The organism is Paracoccus sp. JM45, from assembly GCF_003590715.1.
Taxonomy (GTDB): Bacteria; Pseudomonadota; Alphaproteobacteria; order Rhodobacterales; family Rhodobacteraceae; genus Paracoccus.
The window spans coordinates 12012-28863 of the sequence record NZ_QQVY01000016.1 but is presented as its reverse complement, the minus strand read 5'-3'; the positions used below and the strand labels follow the sequence as shown (position 1 = coordinate 28863).

General features: G+C 54.4%; 15 protein-coding genes and 4 pseudogenes. 8 read left to right on the top strand and 11 right to left on the bottom strand.

Annotated features, from left to right (window positions below):
• The first annotated feature begins 209 nt into the window (after positions 1-209).
• The 4 genes from DWB67_RS18420 (at position 210) to DWB67_RS18415 (ending at position 2291) form a co-directional block, all read left to right on the top strand.
• On the top strand, positions 210-344 hold the full coding sequence (locus DWB67_RS18420; RefSeq protein ID WP_182911601.1) for an oxidoreductase: 135 nt from the start codon (positions 210-212) through the stop codon (positions 342-344).
• Positions 341-688, top strand: coding sequence for an IS66 family insertion sequence element accessory protein TnpB (gene tnpB, locus DWB67_RS14820; RefSeq protein ID WP_119808371.1), 348 nt, complete (start codon positions 341-343; stop codon positions 686-688). Before DWB67_RS18420 ends, tnpB begins: the two co-directional genes overlap by 4 nt.
• A gap of 77 nt (positions 689-765) precedes the next feature.
• Positions 766-2178 (top strand): IS66 family transposase, encoded by a 1413-nt coding sequence (locus DWB67_RS14815; protein ID WP_255418698.1) that lies wholly within the window; start codon positions 766-768, stop codon positions 2176-2178.
• The gene (locus tag DWB67_RS18415; protein ID WP_255418696.1) at positions 2175-2291 is read left to right on the top strand and encodes a transposase domain-containing protein; all 117 of its coding nucleotides are present in this window, start codon (positions 2175-2177) and stop codon (positions 2289-2291) included. The genes DWB67_RS14815 and DWB67_RS18415 overlap by 4 nt, the downstream gene beginning before the upstream one ends.
• A 219-nt stretch (positions 2292-2510) precedes the next feature.
• Here the strand turns inward: DWB67_RS18415 and DWB67_RS14810 are convergent.
• The 3 genes and pseudogenes from DWB67_RS14810 to DWB67_RS14800 all read right to left on the bottom strand — a co-directional run bounded on the left by DWB67_RS14810 (position 2511) and on the right by DWB67_RS14800 (position 5605).
• Positions 2511-3264: pseudogene (locus DWB67_RS14810) on the bottom strand (IS5 family transposase).
• Between the two features lie 188 nt (positions 3265-3452).
• Positions 3453-4560: pseudogene (locus tag DWB67_RS14805) on the bottom strand (IS3 family transposase); the annotation flags it as partial.
• Positions 4561-4633: 73 nt separating this feature from the next.
• Positions 4634-5605 (bottom strand): LysR family transcriptional regulator, encoded by a 972-nt coding sequence (locus tag DWB67_RS14800; protein WP_119808370.1) that lies wholly within the window; start codon positions 5603-5605, stop codon positions 4634-4636.
• A 68-nt stretch (positions 5606-5673) separates the two neighbouring features.
• Here DWB67_RS14800 and speB point away from each other — a divergent pair, with 68 nt between their 5' ends.
• Complete coding sequence (gene speB, locus DWB67_RS14795; RefSeq protein WP_119808369.1) at positions 5674-6726, top strand: agmatinase; 1053 nt, start codon at positions 5674-5676, stop codon at positions 6724-6726.
• A 54-nt stretch (positions 6727-6780) separates the two neighbouring features.
• Here speB and DWB67_RS14790 read toward each other — a convergent pair whose 3' ends face one another.
• From DWB67_RS14790 to DWB67_RS18410, 5 genes and pseudogenes are all read right to left on the bottom strand, one after another.
• Positions 6781-7839, bottom strand: a complete 1059-nt coding sequence (locus tag DWB67_RS14790) for an ABC transporter ATP-binding protein (RefSeq protein ID WP_220475148.1) — start codon at positions 7837-7839, stop codon at positions 6781-6783.
• 14 nt (positions 7840-7853) lie between these two features.
• A complete protein-coding gene (locus tag DWB67_RS14785) occupies positions 7854-8696 on the bottom strand; it encodes an ABC transporter permease (protein ID WP_119808368.1) in 843 nt (280 codons plus the stop codon).
• Between the two features lies 1 nt (position 8697).
• Positions 8698-9549, bottom strand: coding sequence for an ABC transporter permease (locus DWB67_RS14780; RefSeq protein ID WP_119808367.1), 852 nt, complete (start codon positions 9547-9549; stop codon positions 8698-8700).
• A 30-nt stretch (positions 9550-9579) separates the two neighbouring features.
• A complete protein-coding gene (locus DWB67_RS14775) occupies positions 9580-10671 on the bottom strand; it encodes a PotD/PotF family extracellular solute-binding protein (RefSeq protein ID WP_119808366.1) in 1092 nt (363 codons plus the stop codon).
• Positions 10672-11010: 339 nt separating this feature from the next.
• Positions 11011-11115, bottom strand: a pseudogene (locus tag DWB67_RS18410) (IS6 family transposase); the annotation flags it as partial.
• A gap of 115 nt (positions 11116-11230) precedes the next feature.
• Between DWB67_RS18410 and DWB67_RS14765 the strand changes: the two are divergent.
• Positions 11231-12165: pseudogene (locus DWB67_RS14765) on the top strand (IS5 family transposase).
• A gap of 20 nt (positions 12166-12185) precedes the next feature.
• Here DWB67_RS14765 and DWB67_RS14760 read toward each other — a convergent pair.
• From DWB67_RS14760 to DWB67_RS14750, 3 genes are all read right to left on the bottom strand, one after another.
• Positions 12186-12701, bottom strand: a complete 516-nt coding sequence (locus DWB67_RS14760; RefSeq protein ID WP_182911599.1) for a YbhB/YbcL family Raf kinase inhibitor-like protein — start codon at positions 12699-12701, stop codon at positions 12186-12188.
• A 44-nt stretch (positions 12702-12745) separates the two neighbouring features.
• Positions 12746-13756, bottom strand: a complete 1011-nt coding sequence (locus DWB67_RS14755; protein WP_119808364.1) for a YHYH protein — start codon at positions 13754-13756, stop codon at positions 12746-12748.
• A 79-nt stretch (positions 13757-13835) separates the two neighbouring features.
• Positions 13836-14477 carry a PEBP family protein gene (locus DWB67_RS14750; RefSeq protein ID WP_119808382.1) on the bottom strand — a complete coding sequence of 214 codons (642 nt, stop codon included), beginning with the start codon at positions 14475-14477 and terminating at the stop codon, positions 13836-13838.
• 185 nt (positions 14478-14662) lie between these two features.
• Between DWB67_RS14750 and DWB67_RS14745 the strand changes: the two genes are divergently transcribed.
• Both DWB67_RS14745 and DWB67_RS14740 read left to right on the top strand, forming a co-directional pair.
• A complete protein-coding gene (locus DWB67_RS14745; RefSeq protein ID WP_119808363.1) occupies positions 14663-15346 on the top strand; it encodes a response regulator transcription factor in 684 nt (227 codons plus the stop codon).
• Positions 15324-16682, top strand: a complete 1359-nt coding sequence (locus DWB67_RS14740; RefSeq protein WP_119808362.1) for a HAMP domain-containing sensor histidine kinase — start codon at positions 15324-15326, stop codon at positions 16680-16682. Before DWB67_RS14745 ends, DWB67_RS14740 begins: the two co-directional genes overlap by 23 nt.
• Positions 16683-16852 lie beyond the last annotated feature (170 nt).

Below are 16852 nucleotides of genomic sequence, written 5' to 3'. Positions count from 1 at the left end.
TCAACGAAATACGCCGTTTTCCGCCGGTGCATCTATCGATCGCAGATGAATCATTTCCGCGATTAAAATGAAGGATATTACCTAGGCGAGATGGGAAAGGTTTATTGAAAAGAATTAGCATAAGTATCTGATATCAAACCATCTGGAACACAAAGTAGTTTGTCGTTTTACAGATTGCAGGCATGGACTCCGCTCCAACGGCGCCCATTTTGCCCACTCCTTCGACAGATGCCATCACCGTTCAGCGCGTGAACATTACGCTTTGTAATGGTCGGCGCATTCTGGTGGAGGGTGCGACCGCGCTGTCGGCGATCGTGGCGATGGTCGAGGGACTGGCGCAATGATCCCGGTGCTAAGCAACACGCGGGTTTGGCTGGCTGCCGGCGTCACGGACATGCGCCGCGGTTTCAATGCGCTGGCGGCACAGGCTGAACAGGTTCTGGCCGAGGATCCGTATTCAGGCTACATGTTCGTCTTCCGTGGTCGCCGTAGCGATCTTTTAAAGATCATTTGGTGGAACAGTCAGGGGGCCTGCCTGTTCAGCAAGCGGCTGGAGCGGGGCCGGTTTGTCTGGCCTGCGGCAAAGGACGGCAAGATCAGCTTGAGCCCGTCGCAGCTGTCGATGCTGCTCGAAGGGATTGACTGGCGGACCCCACAAAAGACCTGGCGACCGCTGGTTGCGGAATAAGGATAGATCCCAACAAAACATGGGTTTTCCGCTATTTTTCGTTCCCTGCCATGGGCCAGTCTGGTATAAGTTTTCCTATGCTGGAGGCCTTCAAAACCCAGCCCGAAGACCCTGAAGAGCTACGCAGTGTCAGCGCGCAAATGCTCCAATATATCCAGTCTCAAGCCTACCAGATCGAGAAGTTGAAGGCCGAACTTCACGGCCATCGCAAGGCACGCTTGGGTTCGAAGGCAGAGGCCATGGATCAACTGGCTCTCGACCTGTCGGAAGACGGCGAGATCGCGCAGGCTGCCGCGGATCAATACACCAAGCAGTCGCCCGGCGATGACGAGGCCCCAACCAACAAGCGCCAGCACAGCCGCAAGCCGCTGCCAGACCACCTTGATCGGGAAAATGAGGTCCTGTCGCCCGGTGAGGCATGTGCTGGATGCGCCGGCACCCTGCGCCAGGTGGGTGAGAACGTGACCGAAGAACTGGATTACATCCTTGGTCACTTCGTGGTGCGCCGGTTCATCCTGCCCCGCATGGCTTGCACCTGCTGTGAAGCCTTCGCCCAAGCTCCGCTGCCCTCCCGCCTGATCGAACGCGGCCGGCCCGGTCCCGGCCTGGTGTCGCACATGCTGGTCAGCAAATATTGCGACCACCTGCCGCTTGAACGGCAATCCAAAATCTACGCCCGCGAAGGCGTGGACCTGCATCGCTCCACGCTGAGCAACCGGGTCGGGCGCATAACGGCCCTGCTGGAACCCATGGCCGGGCACATCTGCAAACTGGTTCGGGCAGGACCAGCCCTGTTTGCGGACGACACCCCCGTAAAACTGCAGGTGCGCGCCAACACCACAAAGACCAAAACTGCCCGCCTCTGGAGTTATGTCCGGGACGAACGCCCGTGGTGCGGGGCAGCACCACCCTGCGCCTGGTATCAGTTCAGCGTCGACCGGAAGGGCCAGCACCCTGCCAACCATCTCGCGGGCTATACCGGCACGGTCCATGCCAACGGCTATGCAAAGTTCAATGGGCTGTTCGGCACGGGCAAAGCCAGTGAACAGGCCTGCATGGTCTATGTGCGCCGCAAGTTCGTCGACGAGCTCGAGCGCACCGGCTCTCCAATTGCCCGACAAGCGATCAAACAGATCGCGCAGCTTTACGCTGTCGAGAAGGAGGTGCGGGGGAAATCCCCAGAAGAGCGCGTGGCCCTGTGGCAGGTCAAGGCCAAGCCTGTCTTCGACGAACTAGAGCTTCGGCTGCAGGCGCAACTGCGCAAGATCTCCGGAAAAACCAAGCTGGCTGAAGCGATCCACTATGCGCTGAACCGTATGCCAAAGGCCCGCGGATATCTCGGCGACGGGCGTCTCGAGCTGGACAACAATACCTGCGAGTGGTCGATCCGGCCCATCGCATTGGACAGAAAAACTATCTGTTCATGGGGTCAACCGGCGGCGGGAAGGCTGCCGCCATTTCATACGCGCTCATCGAGACCACCAAGATGAACAACGTCGACCCCGAGGCATGGCTCGCATGGGTTCTCCAGCGCCTGCCTGATCACAAGATTAATCGCATCGACGAACTCATGCCATGGAACTGGCAGGCCGAAATCGCCTAAAACCGCGCCTCAACCGGACGGATACAGTTGAAACCGATGAGAGTAATTTCGAACATGGATGCTTTTTCCATTTGTGATGACTTTAACACTCACCATAATTGCACATCGCGGCGCCGTCGGGAGGGGCATCCGCGCCACCAACCAAGCCACATTGAGCGCTCCGAAAACTTCGAACGGCAGGCCTCAAAAAACGCGTATCTCACTAGGGCCCGTGGACATTCATCTTGAAGCAATCAGGGCTGCGGCGAGGTTCCAATTGGCGGTGTAGCTGCAATCGGTCTTGTCATAGCGTGTTGCTATACCTCGGAATTCCTTGATCTTTGCGAAGTAGTTTTCAACCATATGGCGCCACTTGTAAGCGTCTGCGTCGTGGTTGCGCTGTTGCTTTCGGTTTGATTTCGGTGGGATCACGGCGCATGCCCCACGTGCATCCAGTTCGTCCAGGAGCCAGTTCGCGTCAAACGCTTTGTCTGCCAGAAGAGCCCCGAAGGGAACGTTACGGATCAGAGGCGCGACGCCTTTTGTGTCATGTGCCTGCCCGGGCAATAATAGGAAACGGATCAGATCGCCGAGCGCATCCACAAGCGCGACGATTTTAGTCGTCAGACCGCCACGCGAGCGTCCGATGGCCTGAGCCTGAGTCCCCCTTTTGCGCCGGTTGCCTTCTGGTGAACCTGAACGATGGTGCCGTCGATGAGGGCATATTCAAGGTCGGGGTCACCACTCATGGCTGTGAAAAGGCTCTCGAAAACCCCTGCTTTCGCCCATCTGCGGAAGCGGCGGAACTGGCTGTTCCAGTTGCCGAAGGCGGGCGGCCGCGCCATGGAGACCCGGTGCGAACGCGCCAGAACACCGCTTCCAGAAACAGACGGTTATCATTTGCCGTAGCCCCCGCGTCGCTGGTTTTTCCCGGCAAATGCGGCTCAAGCCGCCGCCACACACGATCCGTCACCACAAAGCGCTGCTCGTTCATCCCAACCTCCGTTTGGGAGATTTGAATCAGAAATCAAAACCTATGGGAAGTATGATTGTCCACGGGCCCTAACACGCTCATCCGAATCACTGTAATTGATATGATTTTGAACTGTGCCCCAAGTCTGCTCCAGTTTTGCGCGTAGTCCTTAGGGTTAAATATTTGGCGTGAGGCCGCCATCTTGTCCATTTCGTTTCTCTGCAAAATTCCATTAGGGTGAGGTTGCCTAATGCTGAATGTGGTCTGTGCAAGTTGTAATGCTCCTGCCATTCCTCAAACGTTTTGCGGGCATCGCGCAATGTACCAAACAGCCTTTTATCGAGGCATTTATCCCGCAACTTGCCGTTGAAGCTTTTGATGAATCCGTTCTGCCGGGGCTTGCTTGGTGCGATATAGTGCCAATCAACACCAGTTTCCTGAACCCGTTTGAGGATCGCCGTGCTGGTGAACCCTGTGCCGTTGTCCGAGACAATCGTCTTTGGCGTGACGCGTTCGGCGATCGCGCGATCCAGTTCTCGGGCAACCCCTTGCCCCGACAGAGATGTATCTGCGACCAGTACCAAGTTCTCGCGACTGAAGTCGTCAACGACCGTCAGAATGCGAAAACGGCGACCATCCGTCGGGGCGTCAGACACGAAATCCAATGACCAGCGCTGGTTTGGGCCATCACGCAGCGCCATCGCATCGGCTTCCTTGTGCCCAACGCACGCTTCCTGCCGCCTCTGCGGCGCACCTGAAGCGTAGATGCGCCTCACTGTCTGTGGTTCACCTCGAAACCTTCACGCACAATCATCACGTGGATGCGGCGGCGACCAAACCGACGCCGTTCGGTGGACACCCGCTTGATCGTATCGCGTAGATCATTGTCATCGCCACGACGCGACAGATACCGCACCAATGATCGACCAATATGCAGCACATCACACGCCCGCCGCTGGCTCACACCGTGCGCTTCGCACAGATGAACCACCGCTTCCCGCCTCACAGCAGGCGTCACTACTTTCTCGAGTTGATGTCTTGCAACATTGCGCGCGACCATTGTCCTCGGACCAATGGCGGACAAGGTCACGCTCCAACATCTGTTCTGCCAACAGCTTCTTCAGCTTGCCGTTCTCGTCTTCCAACGCTCGCAACGCGCTTCGCGTCAGACGGCTCCACGCCGCCATACTTCGATTTGTATTTGTAGAACGTTGCTGAGCTGATCCCATGCCGACGACATACATCAGCAGCCCTCTCGCCAGCGTCCTGCTCCTTGATCATCGCTATGATCTGTTCGTCAGTGAAGCGTGCCTTCATTTGTCCGTCCCTTTGTTGGGCGGACCCTACACAAGTTTGGAAAAGTTCTAGGGGTTCAGGTCGCCGTCATTTTTTAGGCACCTATCTCACGCAAAATCTTCAAAAAATCCTGCATGATTTGAGAGTGTTTTCGATCTGTCCTCCAAACTGCGCAGATCGGGGTGGAATATCCAAATACATCTGGCATCAATTCGTGCAACTCATTGCCCATGAATGTTTGGCAATGTCGGGGCATAAAACCTAAATAGACACCACTCCGAACCAGGGCCATCACCGCTTCGGTTTGATAGGCTGTACTGCCAACTGGAAACTTTTGCTTACGCTGACGCAAACGATCACATTCGAAATACGCACGATGGACAAGTTTGTATTGATATATCTCTTTTTCAGTCACCGGCCGGTTCTTCCGCACCGCTTGAAATAACGGATGTTCACTGCCGCAAAAAAGCCCGACCTCCTCCTCAAAAAGCGTGGCATATTCAAGACTTGGATGGCGCTGGTAATCAGGCACGATGCCAATGTGCAAATCGCCATCAATAACGCCGCGCTCAACCTCGTTCGGTGAGCCTGTCATGAGGTTCACCGTGACGTCGGGAGCTATCTCTTTGAATTGTTTTATGGTCGGGATTAGAGGGTTATTAGTATCGGTCAGCGTAAAGTCGATCATGCCTATCTTAATCTTGCCCACCATCATATTGCTGATGCTTGCGATGTTTGACGCAAACTCTCCGGCAGAAATCAGGAACTGATCAATATACTTATATGCTTGGCTGCCTTGTTGCGTCAGGGAAAACCCGCTGCGGCCGCGATGGCATAAGCGAATGCCGAGTCTCGTTTCCAGATCGGAAATCTGGCGCGAAATAGTGGACCTTCCTACGCCTAGTTCGGCCTGTGCAGCGGACAATCCCCCACATTCGATCACGGCCTTGAATACCCGCATCAGCCGCAGATCGACATCGTTCACATTGCCCGAGAATGACTTTTTCCGGCGCGGCATCGCTGTACCCATTAGATCGTGATTGTTGCTCTCATATGAAACAACCATTCTTAAAGTTCAAATTTAATCGGACCAACCAGACGCGATAGCAAAAGGGCTGATAAAGGAGATTTTGTATGGCCTGGTCCCAAGAAGCGCTTACGAAACTGAGAGAAACATTTGCTGCCGCAAATGGTGGCGAACTGCAAAATCCGAACTACAGACGTATCGCGGATAAGATTTTTTCGGATGGCGGGCGCCGCCCAGCACCTTATTCCGGTATGCCGACATTGCTGGATGCGCTGCATCGCCCGATGCCGGTAGGTGCCGACATATCCGATCTTGATGTCGCCTTATTTGGCGTGCCGATGGATCTTGGTGTCACCAATCGCAACGGGTCGCGGTTCGGACCGCGGGCGCTGCGATCGATTGAACGTATCGGTCCCTATAATGACGCGCTGGATTGCGCGCCCCTGCACGAAATGGCTGTCGCCGATATCGGTGACGTTCCCCTTCAAAGCCGTTTTGACCTTGCCCAAAGTCATGCAGATATTCATACATTTGTCGCGAACATTGTGGCACAGGGCGTCATTCCGATGGCTGTGGGCGGCGATCACTCGATCAGTCATCCGATCCTCAAGGCAGTTGCCGCCGATGGCCCGGTCGGGATGATCCATATCGACGCGCATTGCGATACCGGCGGATCATACGAAGGTGAAAAATTCCATCATGGCGGCCCTTTCCGTAACGCGGTTCTGGACGGCGCTTTGGACCCGCAACGCACCATCCAGATCGGCATTCGTGGTGCAGCCAAATACATTTGGGAATTTTCTGAAATTTCGGGAATGACTGTTATCGAAGCCGCTAACGTGACCGTAATAGGCATTCCCGAAATTATCCGCCAAGCACGTCAGGTTATCGGTGACGGGCCCACCTATTTTTCGTTCGATATCGACAGCCTTGATCCAGCCTTTGCCCCCGGAACCGGCACACCCGAGGTTGGTGGCCTGACCACCCGCGAGACGCTGGCACTGATCCGCGGAATGAAGGGGGCAAATCTTGTCGGTGGCGATGTAGTCGAGGTCGCACCAGCCTATGACCCTTCAACAAACACTGCCCAGAACGGTGCGCAAATGTTGTTCGAGATTTTAAGCTTGATGCAATTTTCGCCTTTCCGGAAACCGAAATAGAGTGGCTTGCATGTCGACCATGAACTGCTCATCAAAGCGATTCGCGGCTTTTTGTTAGCTCGCCGCGAATACTGAAACATGTTCAGGGTCAACGATGACCGAAACTTTTGAACCCACTGCCATCCCCTGACTGGCAGCATTCGTGCTGCGAACCCGCAGGTTTTCCCCAGCAACATCTACGACCAACTCGGTCAACGGGCCCAAATCGCGCATGAACAAGATGGTCCCGACAGCGCTGCCATCTGAGGCGCCGGCCGGTCTCAATGTAATATGCTCTGCCCGTACCGCGGCCTGAAGATGCGTGTTTTCAGGATGTTTTGATGGTATTGACATGGGGCGGCCAAGCAGTTGGATCGCCCCGCCACTGACCTGACCCGCATCAACCAGATTAGCTGCGCCCAGAAAGTCAGCCACAAAGCTGTCAGCCGGATGCCTGTATACCGTCGCAGGGGCTGCCGATTGACGTATAGCCCCGTCCTTCATAACGACCAGCTCGTCGGCCAGCATCATCGCCTCGTGCTGGTCATGTGTGACAAGAATTGTGGTAACGCCGAATTTTTGTTGCAGCTGGCGCAACTCTATCTGCATGGAGTCCCGCAATTTGGCATCCAGCGCGGACAGAGGTTCATCCAGCAAAAACAGCGGCGGCTGTATCGCCAATGCGCGCGCAATTGCAACTCTTTGACGTTGGCCGCCCGACAATGCCGAAACGGGTCTGTCAGCGATCAGCGGCAGCTGGATGACATTTAACAACTCATCAACTCGTTCACGCCGCGCCTTGCCATTTATTCCACGCAGTTTCAGCCCATAGGCGATGTTCTGCGCCACGGTCATATGTGGAAACAGTGCCAAGGATTGGAACACCATACCAAAGCCGCGCTTATGGGGTGGCTGCTGGGTAATGTCATTACCATCCAGCAACAGCCGCCCCGTCGTTGCGGTTTCGAACCCTGCAATAATGCGCAAAAGGGTCGTTTTACCGCAACCGGATGGCCCCAGCAGGCAGACAAACGATCCGCGTTGGATTTTCAGATCGATATCAGCCAGCGCTTTTACATCGCCGAAATTCTTGGAAATGCCATCGATATGTAAATGGTCGTTACGAGTGATCACGTGATATGGCCTTTTCAAAAGAGGCTGGCGCGACCGGCGATCAGCTTGTCTACAAGCACGATCAGCACGATATCCGCGAAGATAATAAACACGGAAAGCGCCAGCGTAGATGGGTCAAGCGACGATACCGTGCGGCTGTACATCCAGATGGGCAAAGTGCTGACATCAATCGTGTACATGAAGAATGTAATAGTGAATTCGTTGAAGCTGATGATCAGCGCAAAGATCAGGCCGGCCAGAATACCCGCCTTCATCAACGGAATAACCACGTCCCAGATGGCCCGTAACGGTGACGCACCAAGCGAAATGGCGGCCTCTTCGATTTCGGGGTGGATACCGCTCATTGCGCCAAGGCAGTTGCGTAGCACAAAGGGCAGGACCAATGCGATATGCGGGATGACGATCCGCCAGATGCCGATATCAAGACGCAGGCTTTCTGCAATCAGCAAGAACGCAATACCAAGGATCACCAATGGAAATACCAGAGGCAGCGTGAACAGCAGTTCCATCCCCGTGCGAATGCGCCGGTCCCCCCGCGTCAGAGCATAGGCCAGCGGAATACAGACCAATGTCGATATTGACATCACGATCACCGCGACCAGCAGACTCGTCAGCGTTGCATCGACAACTGATTGTGCACTGGACCCGTCCGCTTGGGTGAACAGGGCAATGACTTCCTGATACCAGCGAAGTGATAGTGCCTGTGGTGGAAATCCGGTATTATCCGACGCCGAAAACGACATGATCGTAACGATAATCACCGGCAGGGATGAAATCAGGACGCCGATGGCCGCCAAGGCCATGATGACAAAACGATAGCTACCGCCACCTTCATTAGGGAAAAGTCCGACGCGCATATCAGTCCCTCACATTCCGGGATGTGATCCGCACCAGCCATGAAGTGAAGACCAGAACGAACAGGGTAATACCGATCAAGATCATCCCCGCAGCCGCTGCACCTGACCAGTTGAACAAGGGCGATATCATGTCACGTATGGCAACGCCCAGCATCTGGACCCGACGCCCGCCCAATAGCAGCGGAACGGCAAAGGCACTGGCGTTAAAGGCAAAGACGATGGATGCAGCGCCCAGCAGCCCGGGCCGCAACAAAGGCAATGTAATGTCGCGCAACGTCTGCCATTGCGAGGCACCAAGCGAACTGGCGGCCTCCAAATGCTCTTGCGACAGTCCACGCACAGAACTGACTATGGGAAAGACCGCTAAGGGTAGCGAGGTTTGCACCAGACCCAACAGCACGCCTGTTTCGTTGAACAGTAGGAACAGCGGGCGGTCGATGATCCCCAATCCGCGCAAGGTTGTGTTCAAAACCCCGCTTGGTCCCAGCAACAAAATCCAGCCATAGGCTTGCACCAGCAGGTTCAGGATCAGCGGCAATAGGATCGTGACAGTCAGACAGCGCCGCGCCAGCGGGCTTCGCAAAGATGTTAGCACGAATGCCAAAGGCACAGCCAGCACCATCGCAATAAGGGTGGCGATGAAAGCCAGCTTGACCGTCAACCAGACCGAGCGTCCGAAAAACGGGGTCATCAGATCCAGATAGGGCCGGATCGAAAAGCCTTGGATCGTTCCGGTTTCCGCTGAAATGGAAAACCGGAAGATGTAAAAGCACGCCCCCAGAAAGGGCGTAATGGCCAATAGCGCTGGCAAAGAAAATGCCAGCGCCCTTTTGCGGGATAATCCGATACTCATCGATAAGCTGCCTTGCCTGTGATCAAGCGCTTAGGATAGCGTCTGGTTATAGCGGTTGATCCAGGTTTCGCGGACATCGGCAATAAATGTCTTGTCGTGCACGATGGTTTTTTCACCCATCTGTTCGGGCTTGATGATAAAGGGGCTGGCTTTAGCCGCCTCGGACATAACCGCATTCTGATTGATAGGACCGTTCAGCACAGCTTCCGCCATCATGCCTTGTACTTCGGCATCCAGCGTAAAGTCGATGAAGGCATGTACAACATCATCATCGCCCGGTTTGGATTTGGGCACGATCGTATACATCAGGTCGGCAAAGAAGCCTTCATCCAAATCATAGGTCGCCCCCATATTAGAATTTGCAGGGTCCATCAGCTCTTTAGCATAGAACGCCGGAGCATATACGCCGCCCAGATCCAGCGCATCCGAACGGAACAGTTCCGACAGTTGGGCCGGATTTTCACCGAATGTTAGGATGCTGTTGCGCAGTTCTGCCAGCTTGGCAAAAGCCTCATCCGCGTTCGTACCATCACCGCCCAACATTTTTCCGGTGGCAAAAATGGTATCCAGCGCATCGGTCCATGTGGATGGAGGCAGGAACAGCCGGTTCTGGTGCGAGGCATCCCACATCTGTGCATAGGAGGTCGGCGGCTCGGCAAAGGTTTTGGTGTTATAGATCAAGCCACCCGTCCACAGTAGATATCCAATACCATACCCGTCAGCGCCGGTTCGAAACCGCGGATCGACCTGTTCCAGATTGGGCAGCAAGTTAAGATCTGGCTTGGCAAGCAGCCCGTCACCACCTAGCTCGACTGCACCCACACCTGCCAAAGTGATTACATCATATTGTGGCCGATCCCCTGCCGCCCGCAGCTTTGCCACCATTTCCGAGGTAGATCCGGTCCGGTCGGCAATGACGCGTGCGCCGGTTTTCGCCTCGAATGGTTTTGCGATGTGATCGAGAACGGCAGCGCCAGTGCTGTCAGACCACGTTAGCAGACGCAGTTCTTTTCCAGCAAGCGGTTGACTGCTCGAGGCGCGAAGAATTGACGGCGTGGCCACCGCAGCCGCTAGCCCGGCACCAGTTGATAGGACAGCTCGTCGAGAGTACTTGATATTCATGATGTTCCTTACAAGAAGATTCAACGCGTAAGACAAACGCTCACACCCATGCTGAACCAAGCATCGGGAAACATGATTTTGTATAAATTTCTATAAACTCAAAGTTAGTTGCATATTTATACAACTTAGAGAGAAGTTACTGCACATTCGTCACATAAAATGCACAGTGGGTCACCGAGGGAAGTGACAAATGGTTGTTTTTATTTATTAAATAAAAAATACTTATCGATGACAATTTGCGAGTTTCGTATTTTAAGCGTTCTGGTCGCAAAAAGATCATAGCGATTGCCGATGTAAATGACGAGTGAACAATTGCTTAAACAATAGGCTCAGAGGTTGTGTTGCAACTTTTGATTGAAACGCCTCGAAGTTTTGCATCCGTCCTGTGATCCGCTTGATGAAGCGATGATCCCGCTCGAGAGTATTATTGAGGTATTTGACCTGTAGGAGGATTATTGGACAAAGAGGCGAGGGATCATCTCCTGAATCCAATGTACTAGCCGGAAGGTATAAGCCGACGACCTACAAAACCTCCGACTGGAAAAGCCGCAATCAGGCGATGAAGCAGCGCGGATCACTGACCGTCTGGTTCGATCCCTCAATGCAGTGGGAAGCCATTCCGTCGGGGCATCGCGGCCGTTAGCAGGCCTATAGCGACGCTGACATTAAGGCCTGCCTCCACTCTCAAGACCCTCCTCAAGCTGCCGCTCCGGCAAGCGACCGGTTTCGTGGCAAGCTTGCTCGAACTGTCTGGGCTCGGCTGGTAAGTGCCGGATTTGAGCACTGGGCACGCCGCTAAACGACTTGAACGTCACCATTCCGTATCGCGGTTCCAAGGGACCGCAGCATCTGCTCGTAAACAGCACCAGCATTAAGGTGGAAGGCGAAGGCGAGTGGTACATGCGCAAGCATGACGGTTCGAAACGAAGGGTCTGGCGCAAGACCCACCTCGGCGTCGATGAACAGACTATGGATATCTGGGCAGTCGAGGTCACCTCCAGCAATGTCGGCGACGCGCCCATGCTCCCCGGATCTGCTTGCCCAGCTGCCCCCGGATTAGGCGATCGCCGACGTTACAGCGGACGGTGCTACGACACGCGGGTCTATCACGACGCTGGCACCAAGTGCGGTGCCGCGGCAATCATTTCGCTCCGCCCCGCCGCGAGGCGCTGGAAGCCTGACACGGCAGGAGCCAGAGCGCGCAAGGAGATCCTGCGGACGTTAAAACATCCTGGCCGAGGGCTTTGGCAGAATTGAAACGGCTACCACCAACGTAGCAGGGTGGAGACAAATATAAACTGCGTGAAACTGCTCGGACAAAGGCTGATGTCCCAGGACTTCGACCACAAGGTGGCCGAAGTTCAGATCCGTCCGGCAGTCATGCGCTTCGCTGCCCTCGACATCCCCGTGACTGTAGCCCTTGAATTAGTGTGTACGGGAAACGGGGAACTACGGTCATCAGTTGATTTGTGCAACATCGCCTCGTCATATTAGAAATTTTCATGCCTCAGATATCAGTTTTTAAAAGTCACGCTTGATTGGCTGATAACATTGCCGGCAATGGCATCCATCATCGCTGTCCAGTCTACCGAAATATCGTCTTCATCAGGAAGGGCATCCAGATTTTTATCCAAAGCGTAAACCGTGATCTTATATTCGTGCTTGGCGGTACCGGGCGAGCATGGCGGTGTATATCCGGTTTCCTTGCCATCCTTATCCGACCCCTCATTCCCGATCGAGGTCGGATTGCCCCGATCAATCATGCCGGTATCGGCAGAGATATCCCAAAGCAACCAATACTGGCTGGGTGTATCGCGCCCCTCGATTGTTCCACGGGGATAATGTTGCATCACGACAGCAAAGCCTTGCGTACCATCCGGAACGCCTGACCATTCCAAAGGCGGCGATATTCCATCCCCGCCGTCACGCTTACATTTCAGATCAGCCGGCAAATTGCCGCCATCAACAAAAGCCGGGCTTTCAACGGTGAAGCTGTTTTGCGCGGCCGCAGGGCCGGCAATGGCCGTCATGACTGCAAACGTGCCCAGAACGGCGGTTTGATAAAGGCGCGGCGTCATCGGCAGAACTCTCCGGTTTCGACTTTACCGTCATTTGTAACGGTGCGGCTTTCAAAGTTATAGCAATCGGCTTGGTCAGAGGGACTATAGCGGATATAGTAATCCTCGCCGTCATAGCGGTAATCCATGCTCCGACTGCCGCCTTCATCCTGTGTAAAAACCAGATTTTCGACACCACCATTCGGCGGGTTTCCCGGGTTAGACCCCTGCCCCGTTGCAGCATTCGTCAATGGTGCCGTACGGGGCAAATCCTTAAGGTCGTCAACCTTACCCATCAAACACTGCACGATATACGGTGCCTCTTCTGACGTTTGATAACGATAGCCGTAATTATCGTCGGCCTGACCGTTACAGACATCCAGAACGCCTTTGGCAATTACCGTACCATCGGGGTTTTTATCGCCATATATTGGAAATCCATCAAAGGCCCACCCGAGAATGGCGTCATCACCCGCGTTGTGCATCTGTTCGATCATGCAGCGCGGTTTCATGTGATAATGGTAATCATCCCCTCGTCCGGCATGGCCACCGCAAACGTCCAGCTGCTGCGTCTGGAACGTATCATGCTGGGCCTGATAATGTGCCAGATCATCCTGTGACATCTCTCCTCCGCCAGTATAGTCAAAGATCGGCACACCATTGACCGCCACCCCGAGGGCCGCATCGCGGGTTTGCGGCGTATCACCCAGTTCAGGTTTCAGCGGGATCGGAGCGTCATATTCCTTCGCGGGCACCGGCACCTGTTCATTGGTACCAACAATGCCTGTCATCAATTCGTGATCCGGATATGTGTCCGAAGAAATGATTGCCTTTCCATCCTCGCAGGTCACGGCCACCTTATCGGAAAATCCCGCATCCTCGACTGATTTAACGACAGCGTCACAATGGGCCTGAACCTGATCAATGTCCGGTTCGTCCGCATGGGCGGCCGCTGTAAGGAATGCGGTCGACCCCAGCAGGATCGCAAGCGCACCCGCGCGAAGCGGAAAACGAGGGGATGTATTCATTTGGCAATCTTTCGGTTTGATCACCAGCCGCGTGAATGCCGCTGGTTTTAAAAAAATCTTCAGTGGCAATTGCCAAGACTTATTCGACGACCGTGCGGCACAGGATCGTATTATCGGTTTTCAGATCGGGTCCCCACATGAATTGGGCAGCTTCATCCCATTCAACATCGTCATAGCCTTCTTTAGGGCTGACATCTTTTGCATCATGGATGGTGGCGTCGGGCCATTCGGATGCGTCGAAATCAACCGTGTCCCAGCCTTCAGGAATTTCGGTTGTTTCAAAGCCACACGTCCCCTCGCCCGCAACCGGATTGGTTTCATCGGCACAGGCGGTGTCCAGCGGCGCTTTATGGACCACAAGACACTGCCAGTCGGAATCCGATACGGTCACCAGATCCCCTGCTGCATCATGCAATTGCATGATCGCGCCGCCGTCGCCCATTTGCTGGCGGCGGGTGCCAATGTATTCAAGTCCGGTATCGTTTTCCTTGAAATCCTTCATTGTCAGCGCCAGAACAAAGGGACGCTCGGCCTCGAAAGAAAAGCTCTCGGCGTTGAACGACCGTTCGGTTGTGATGGGAACGCTGTCTTCCATCACCTGTTCACCGTTCACATTCAGCGCAAACCAGTTGTCGACCCAGACATCTGCCGAAAAGGTTTCCGCCTGCGCGGTGGTTGCAAGCATCGTTAGTGCACAGATCGCGGCTAGAGAGGTTTTCATGATCAGATCCTTTATTCCCTGACGCAGTTCGGAAGGCGCCATAGCTGTGGTTTCACATAACAACGCGACCTTGCGGCAAGCTGATCCGAAACTTACAAATTTGTAATATAAGACCGTTATCGCCCGAACCTTTCAGCAGCTATACGGAGGGTTGTGCAAAGACGGCCCTGAAATGGAATGGCGCGATGAAAATCCTGTTGCTGGAAGACGATGCAGAGATCGCAACATGGGTCCGGGACGGGTTGAACCGGTCCGGTCATGTCGTCGACTGGCTGGATGACGGACGCGATGCGATGACCGCTGCAATGACCCAATCCTATGACCTGCTGATTTTGGACCGCATGACCCCCGGTCTGGACGGATTGTCGGTTCTGCGCGCCATTAGGGCCGCCAAAATCGGAACACCCGTGCTTTTGCTGACCGCCCTTGGTGATGTCGACGACCGTGTCGAGGGTTTGCACGCTGGGGCGGACGATTATCTTTCAAAACCCTTTGTGTTTTCCGAGCTGGACGCGCGGGTCGCAGCGCTTGGGAGGCGCAACAGCACCCTAACCCAGGCGGATAAAACCCAACTGGTTGCCGGCGATATCCATCTGGACCTGCTGCGACAGCGCTGCATGCGTCAGGGGCAGCAGATCGATCTGAACCCAAAGGAATTTCGCCTGCTAGAGGTGTTTGTGTGTTCCAACGGGCGGGTTTTGACACGCACTATGCTGCTGGAAAAGGTGTGGGACATTCATTTTGATCCAACAACCAGCGTCGTTGAAACACATATCAGCCGACTGCGCGCCAAAATCGAAAAGCCGTTCGGCGATACTGTCATCAAAACAAAACGCGGGGCTGGTTATGTTTTTGAACCAGCTTACTGATCTCAAGCGGCTGTACCGTATGTCGGCCTTGCGGCAGGCTGCGACGATAACCTTGACCTTTCTGGTCTTGATGTTCGTGGCAGGGTCTATTGCCGTTACGGCCTTTGAACATGAATGGCAGATACGGATCGAGGATGAACTGACCAGCCGCTTTGCCGAGGTGCGGGATGATATCAATCGCTTTAATTTCGATCCGACCCGCTATCCCCTTAGCAAGAATGAGCGAATTGAATTCCGGACCTCAGGCCCGACAATCAAATCCGGTATGTATAATACACTGGACGTGAATTGGCGTTTTGGGGACAGCCCCAGCACAGCGGTTCAGGATGCCGAATGGTTGGACGACCCGTCAGGAAAGTGGATGTTCATGGTCGGCAACGTCAAAGACGGTCAGTTGATCGTCGGAACCGATCTGCGCCGTCAGGATGATTTTTTGCAGATTATGCTGCGAACGATGGGCTTTGTCGGGCTCGGCGCTGCAATTTCGGCACTGCTTATTGGAATTTATCTGGGGCTTCGCACACAGCGCCGCATTTCCGCGATGGCATTGACACTCAGCAATTTTGGTGCGGGCAATCTGACCGCACGGATGGGTCAGACAGCCCGACAGGACGATCTGGCTGACTTGTCACGACAGCTTGATGCCACGCTGTCGCAACTGAACAGCCTGATCCGTCAGTCACGCGATTTCGCAAGCAATATCGCCCATGATCTAAGGACGCCTCTGACCCGGTTGCGTATTCGCTTGGATCGCGCGCTGTACGATGAAACCAGCAGCAAGGAGCATGTCGAGGCTGCAATGTCACAAACGGACAGCATAATTGAAATTTTTGACGCCTTCTTACGGATAGCCAAATTAGAAACGGGAACCGCGCGGGCTACGTTTTTACCGATTGATCTGGGGAAGCTGGCCGATGAAATCGCCCAGATATACGGCCCTGTTATCGAAAGTTCGGGCCGTGTGTTTGTTACCGATATTCACTCTTCGATTACCATTCGCGGCGACCGTGTACTACTGATCCAGCTGATGGCAAATCTGCTTGAAAACGCGATCAGACATACGCCCGATGGCTGCACGATCAGATTGATTGCCAAGGGGCAAGGTATCGGCGTTGCCGATGACGGACCGGGCATTCCGCCCGAGGAATTCACGCGGATTACGCAACCCTTATATCGGCTAGAGTGTAGTCGGAAAAGCGAGGGTGTAGGTTTGGGTCTTTCATTAGCTAAAACCATTGCCGAAATTCATTCAGGAAAACTTGAGTTCGCCAATAATAAGAACAACGAATCCGGTACAGGGCTTTTGGTTCAGGTAACCTTGCCGAGTATATCGTAACTACTAATGTCAAAAATTTTGCTACACGTGACCTGCACTAACCTTTCATTCAGCCGCGACCGGAGACCGGTTTGTGTTACGCAGACCGGCGTAGTGTGAGCAATAGCCCGCTGCGCGTAGCTTTAATCTCGCGCAGCAGGGCAGCAATTGTAGTGGTCAATATCCGCGCA

What these genes read in the sequence shown, in the direction of transcription:
- tnpB (WP_119808371.1), top strand. Translation starts at nt 341, where the DNA reads ATGATCCCGGTGCTAAGCAACACGCGGGTTTGGCTGGCTGCCGGCGTC.
- DWB67_RS14815 (WP_255418698.1), top strand. Translation starts at nt 766, where the DNA reads ATGCTGGAGGCCTTCAAAACCCAGCCCGAAGACCCTGAAGAGCTACGC.
- DWB67_RS18415 (WP_255418696.1), top strand. Translation starts at nt 2,175, where the DNA reads ATGAACAACGTCGACCCCGAGGCATGGCTCGCATGGGTTCTCCAGCGC.
- DWB67_RS14800 (WP_119808370.1), bottom strand. Translation starts at nt 5,605, where the DNA reads ATGGTTGTTTCATATGAGAGCAACAATCACGATCTAATGGGTACAGCG.
- speB (WP_119808369.1), top strand. Translation starts at nt 5,674, where the DNA reads ATGGCCTGGTCCCAAGAAGCGCTTACGAAACTGAGAGAAACATTTGCT.
- DWB67_RS14785 (WP_119808368.1), bottom strand. Translation starts at nt 8,696, where the DNA reads ATGCGCGTCGGACTTTTCCCTAATGAAGGTGGCGGTAGCTATCGTTTT.
- DWB67_RS14780 (WP_119808367.1), bottom strand. Translation starts at nt 9,549, where the DNA reads ATGAGTATCGGATTATCCCGCAAAAGGGCGCTGGCATTTTCTTTGCCA.
- DWB67_RS14775 (WP_119808366.1), bottom strand. Translation starts at nt 10,671, where the DNA reads ATGAATATCAAGTACTCTCGACGAGCTGTCCTATCAACTGGTGCCGGG.
- DWB67_RS14760 (WP_182911599.1), bottom strand. Translation starts at nt 12,701, where the DNA reads ATGACGGCCATTGCCGGCCCTGCGGCCGCGCAAAACAGCTTCACCGTT.
- DWB67_RS14755 (WP_119808364.1), bottom strand. Translation starts at nt 13,756, where the DNA reads ATGAATACATCCCCTCGTTTTCCGCTTCGCGCGGGTGCGCTTGCGATC.
- DWB67_RS14750 (WP_119808382.1), bottom strand. Translation starts at nt 14,477, where the DNA reads ATGAAAACCTCTCTAGCCGCGATCTGTGCACTAACGATGCTTGCAACC.
- DWB67_RS14745 (WP_119808363.1), top strand. Translation starts at nt 14,663, where the DNA reads ATGAAAATCCTGTTGCTGGAAGACGATGCAGAGATCGCAACATGGGTC.
- DWB67_RS14740 (WP_119808362.1), top strand. Translation starts at nt 15,324, where the DNA reads ATGTTTTTGAACCAGCTTACTGATCTCAAGCGGCTGTACCGTATGTCG.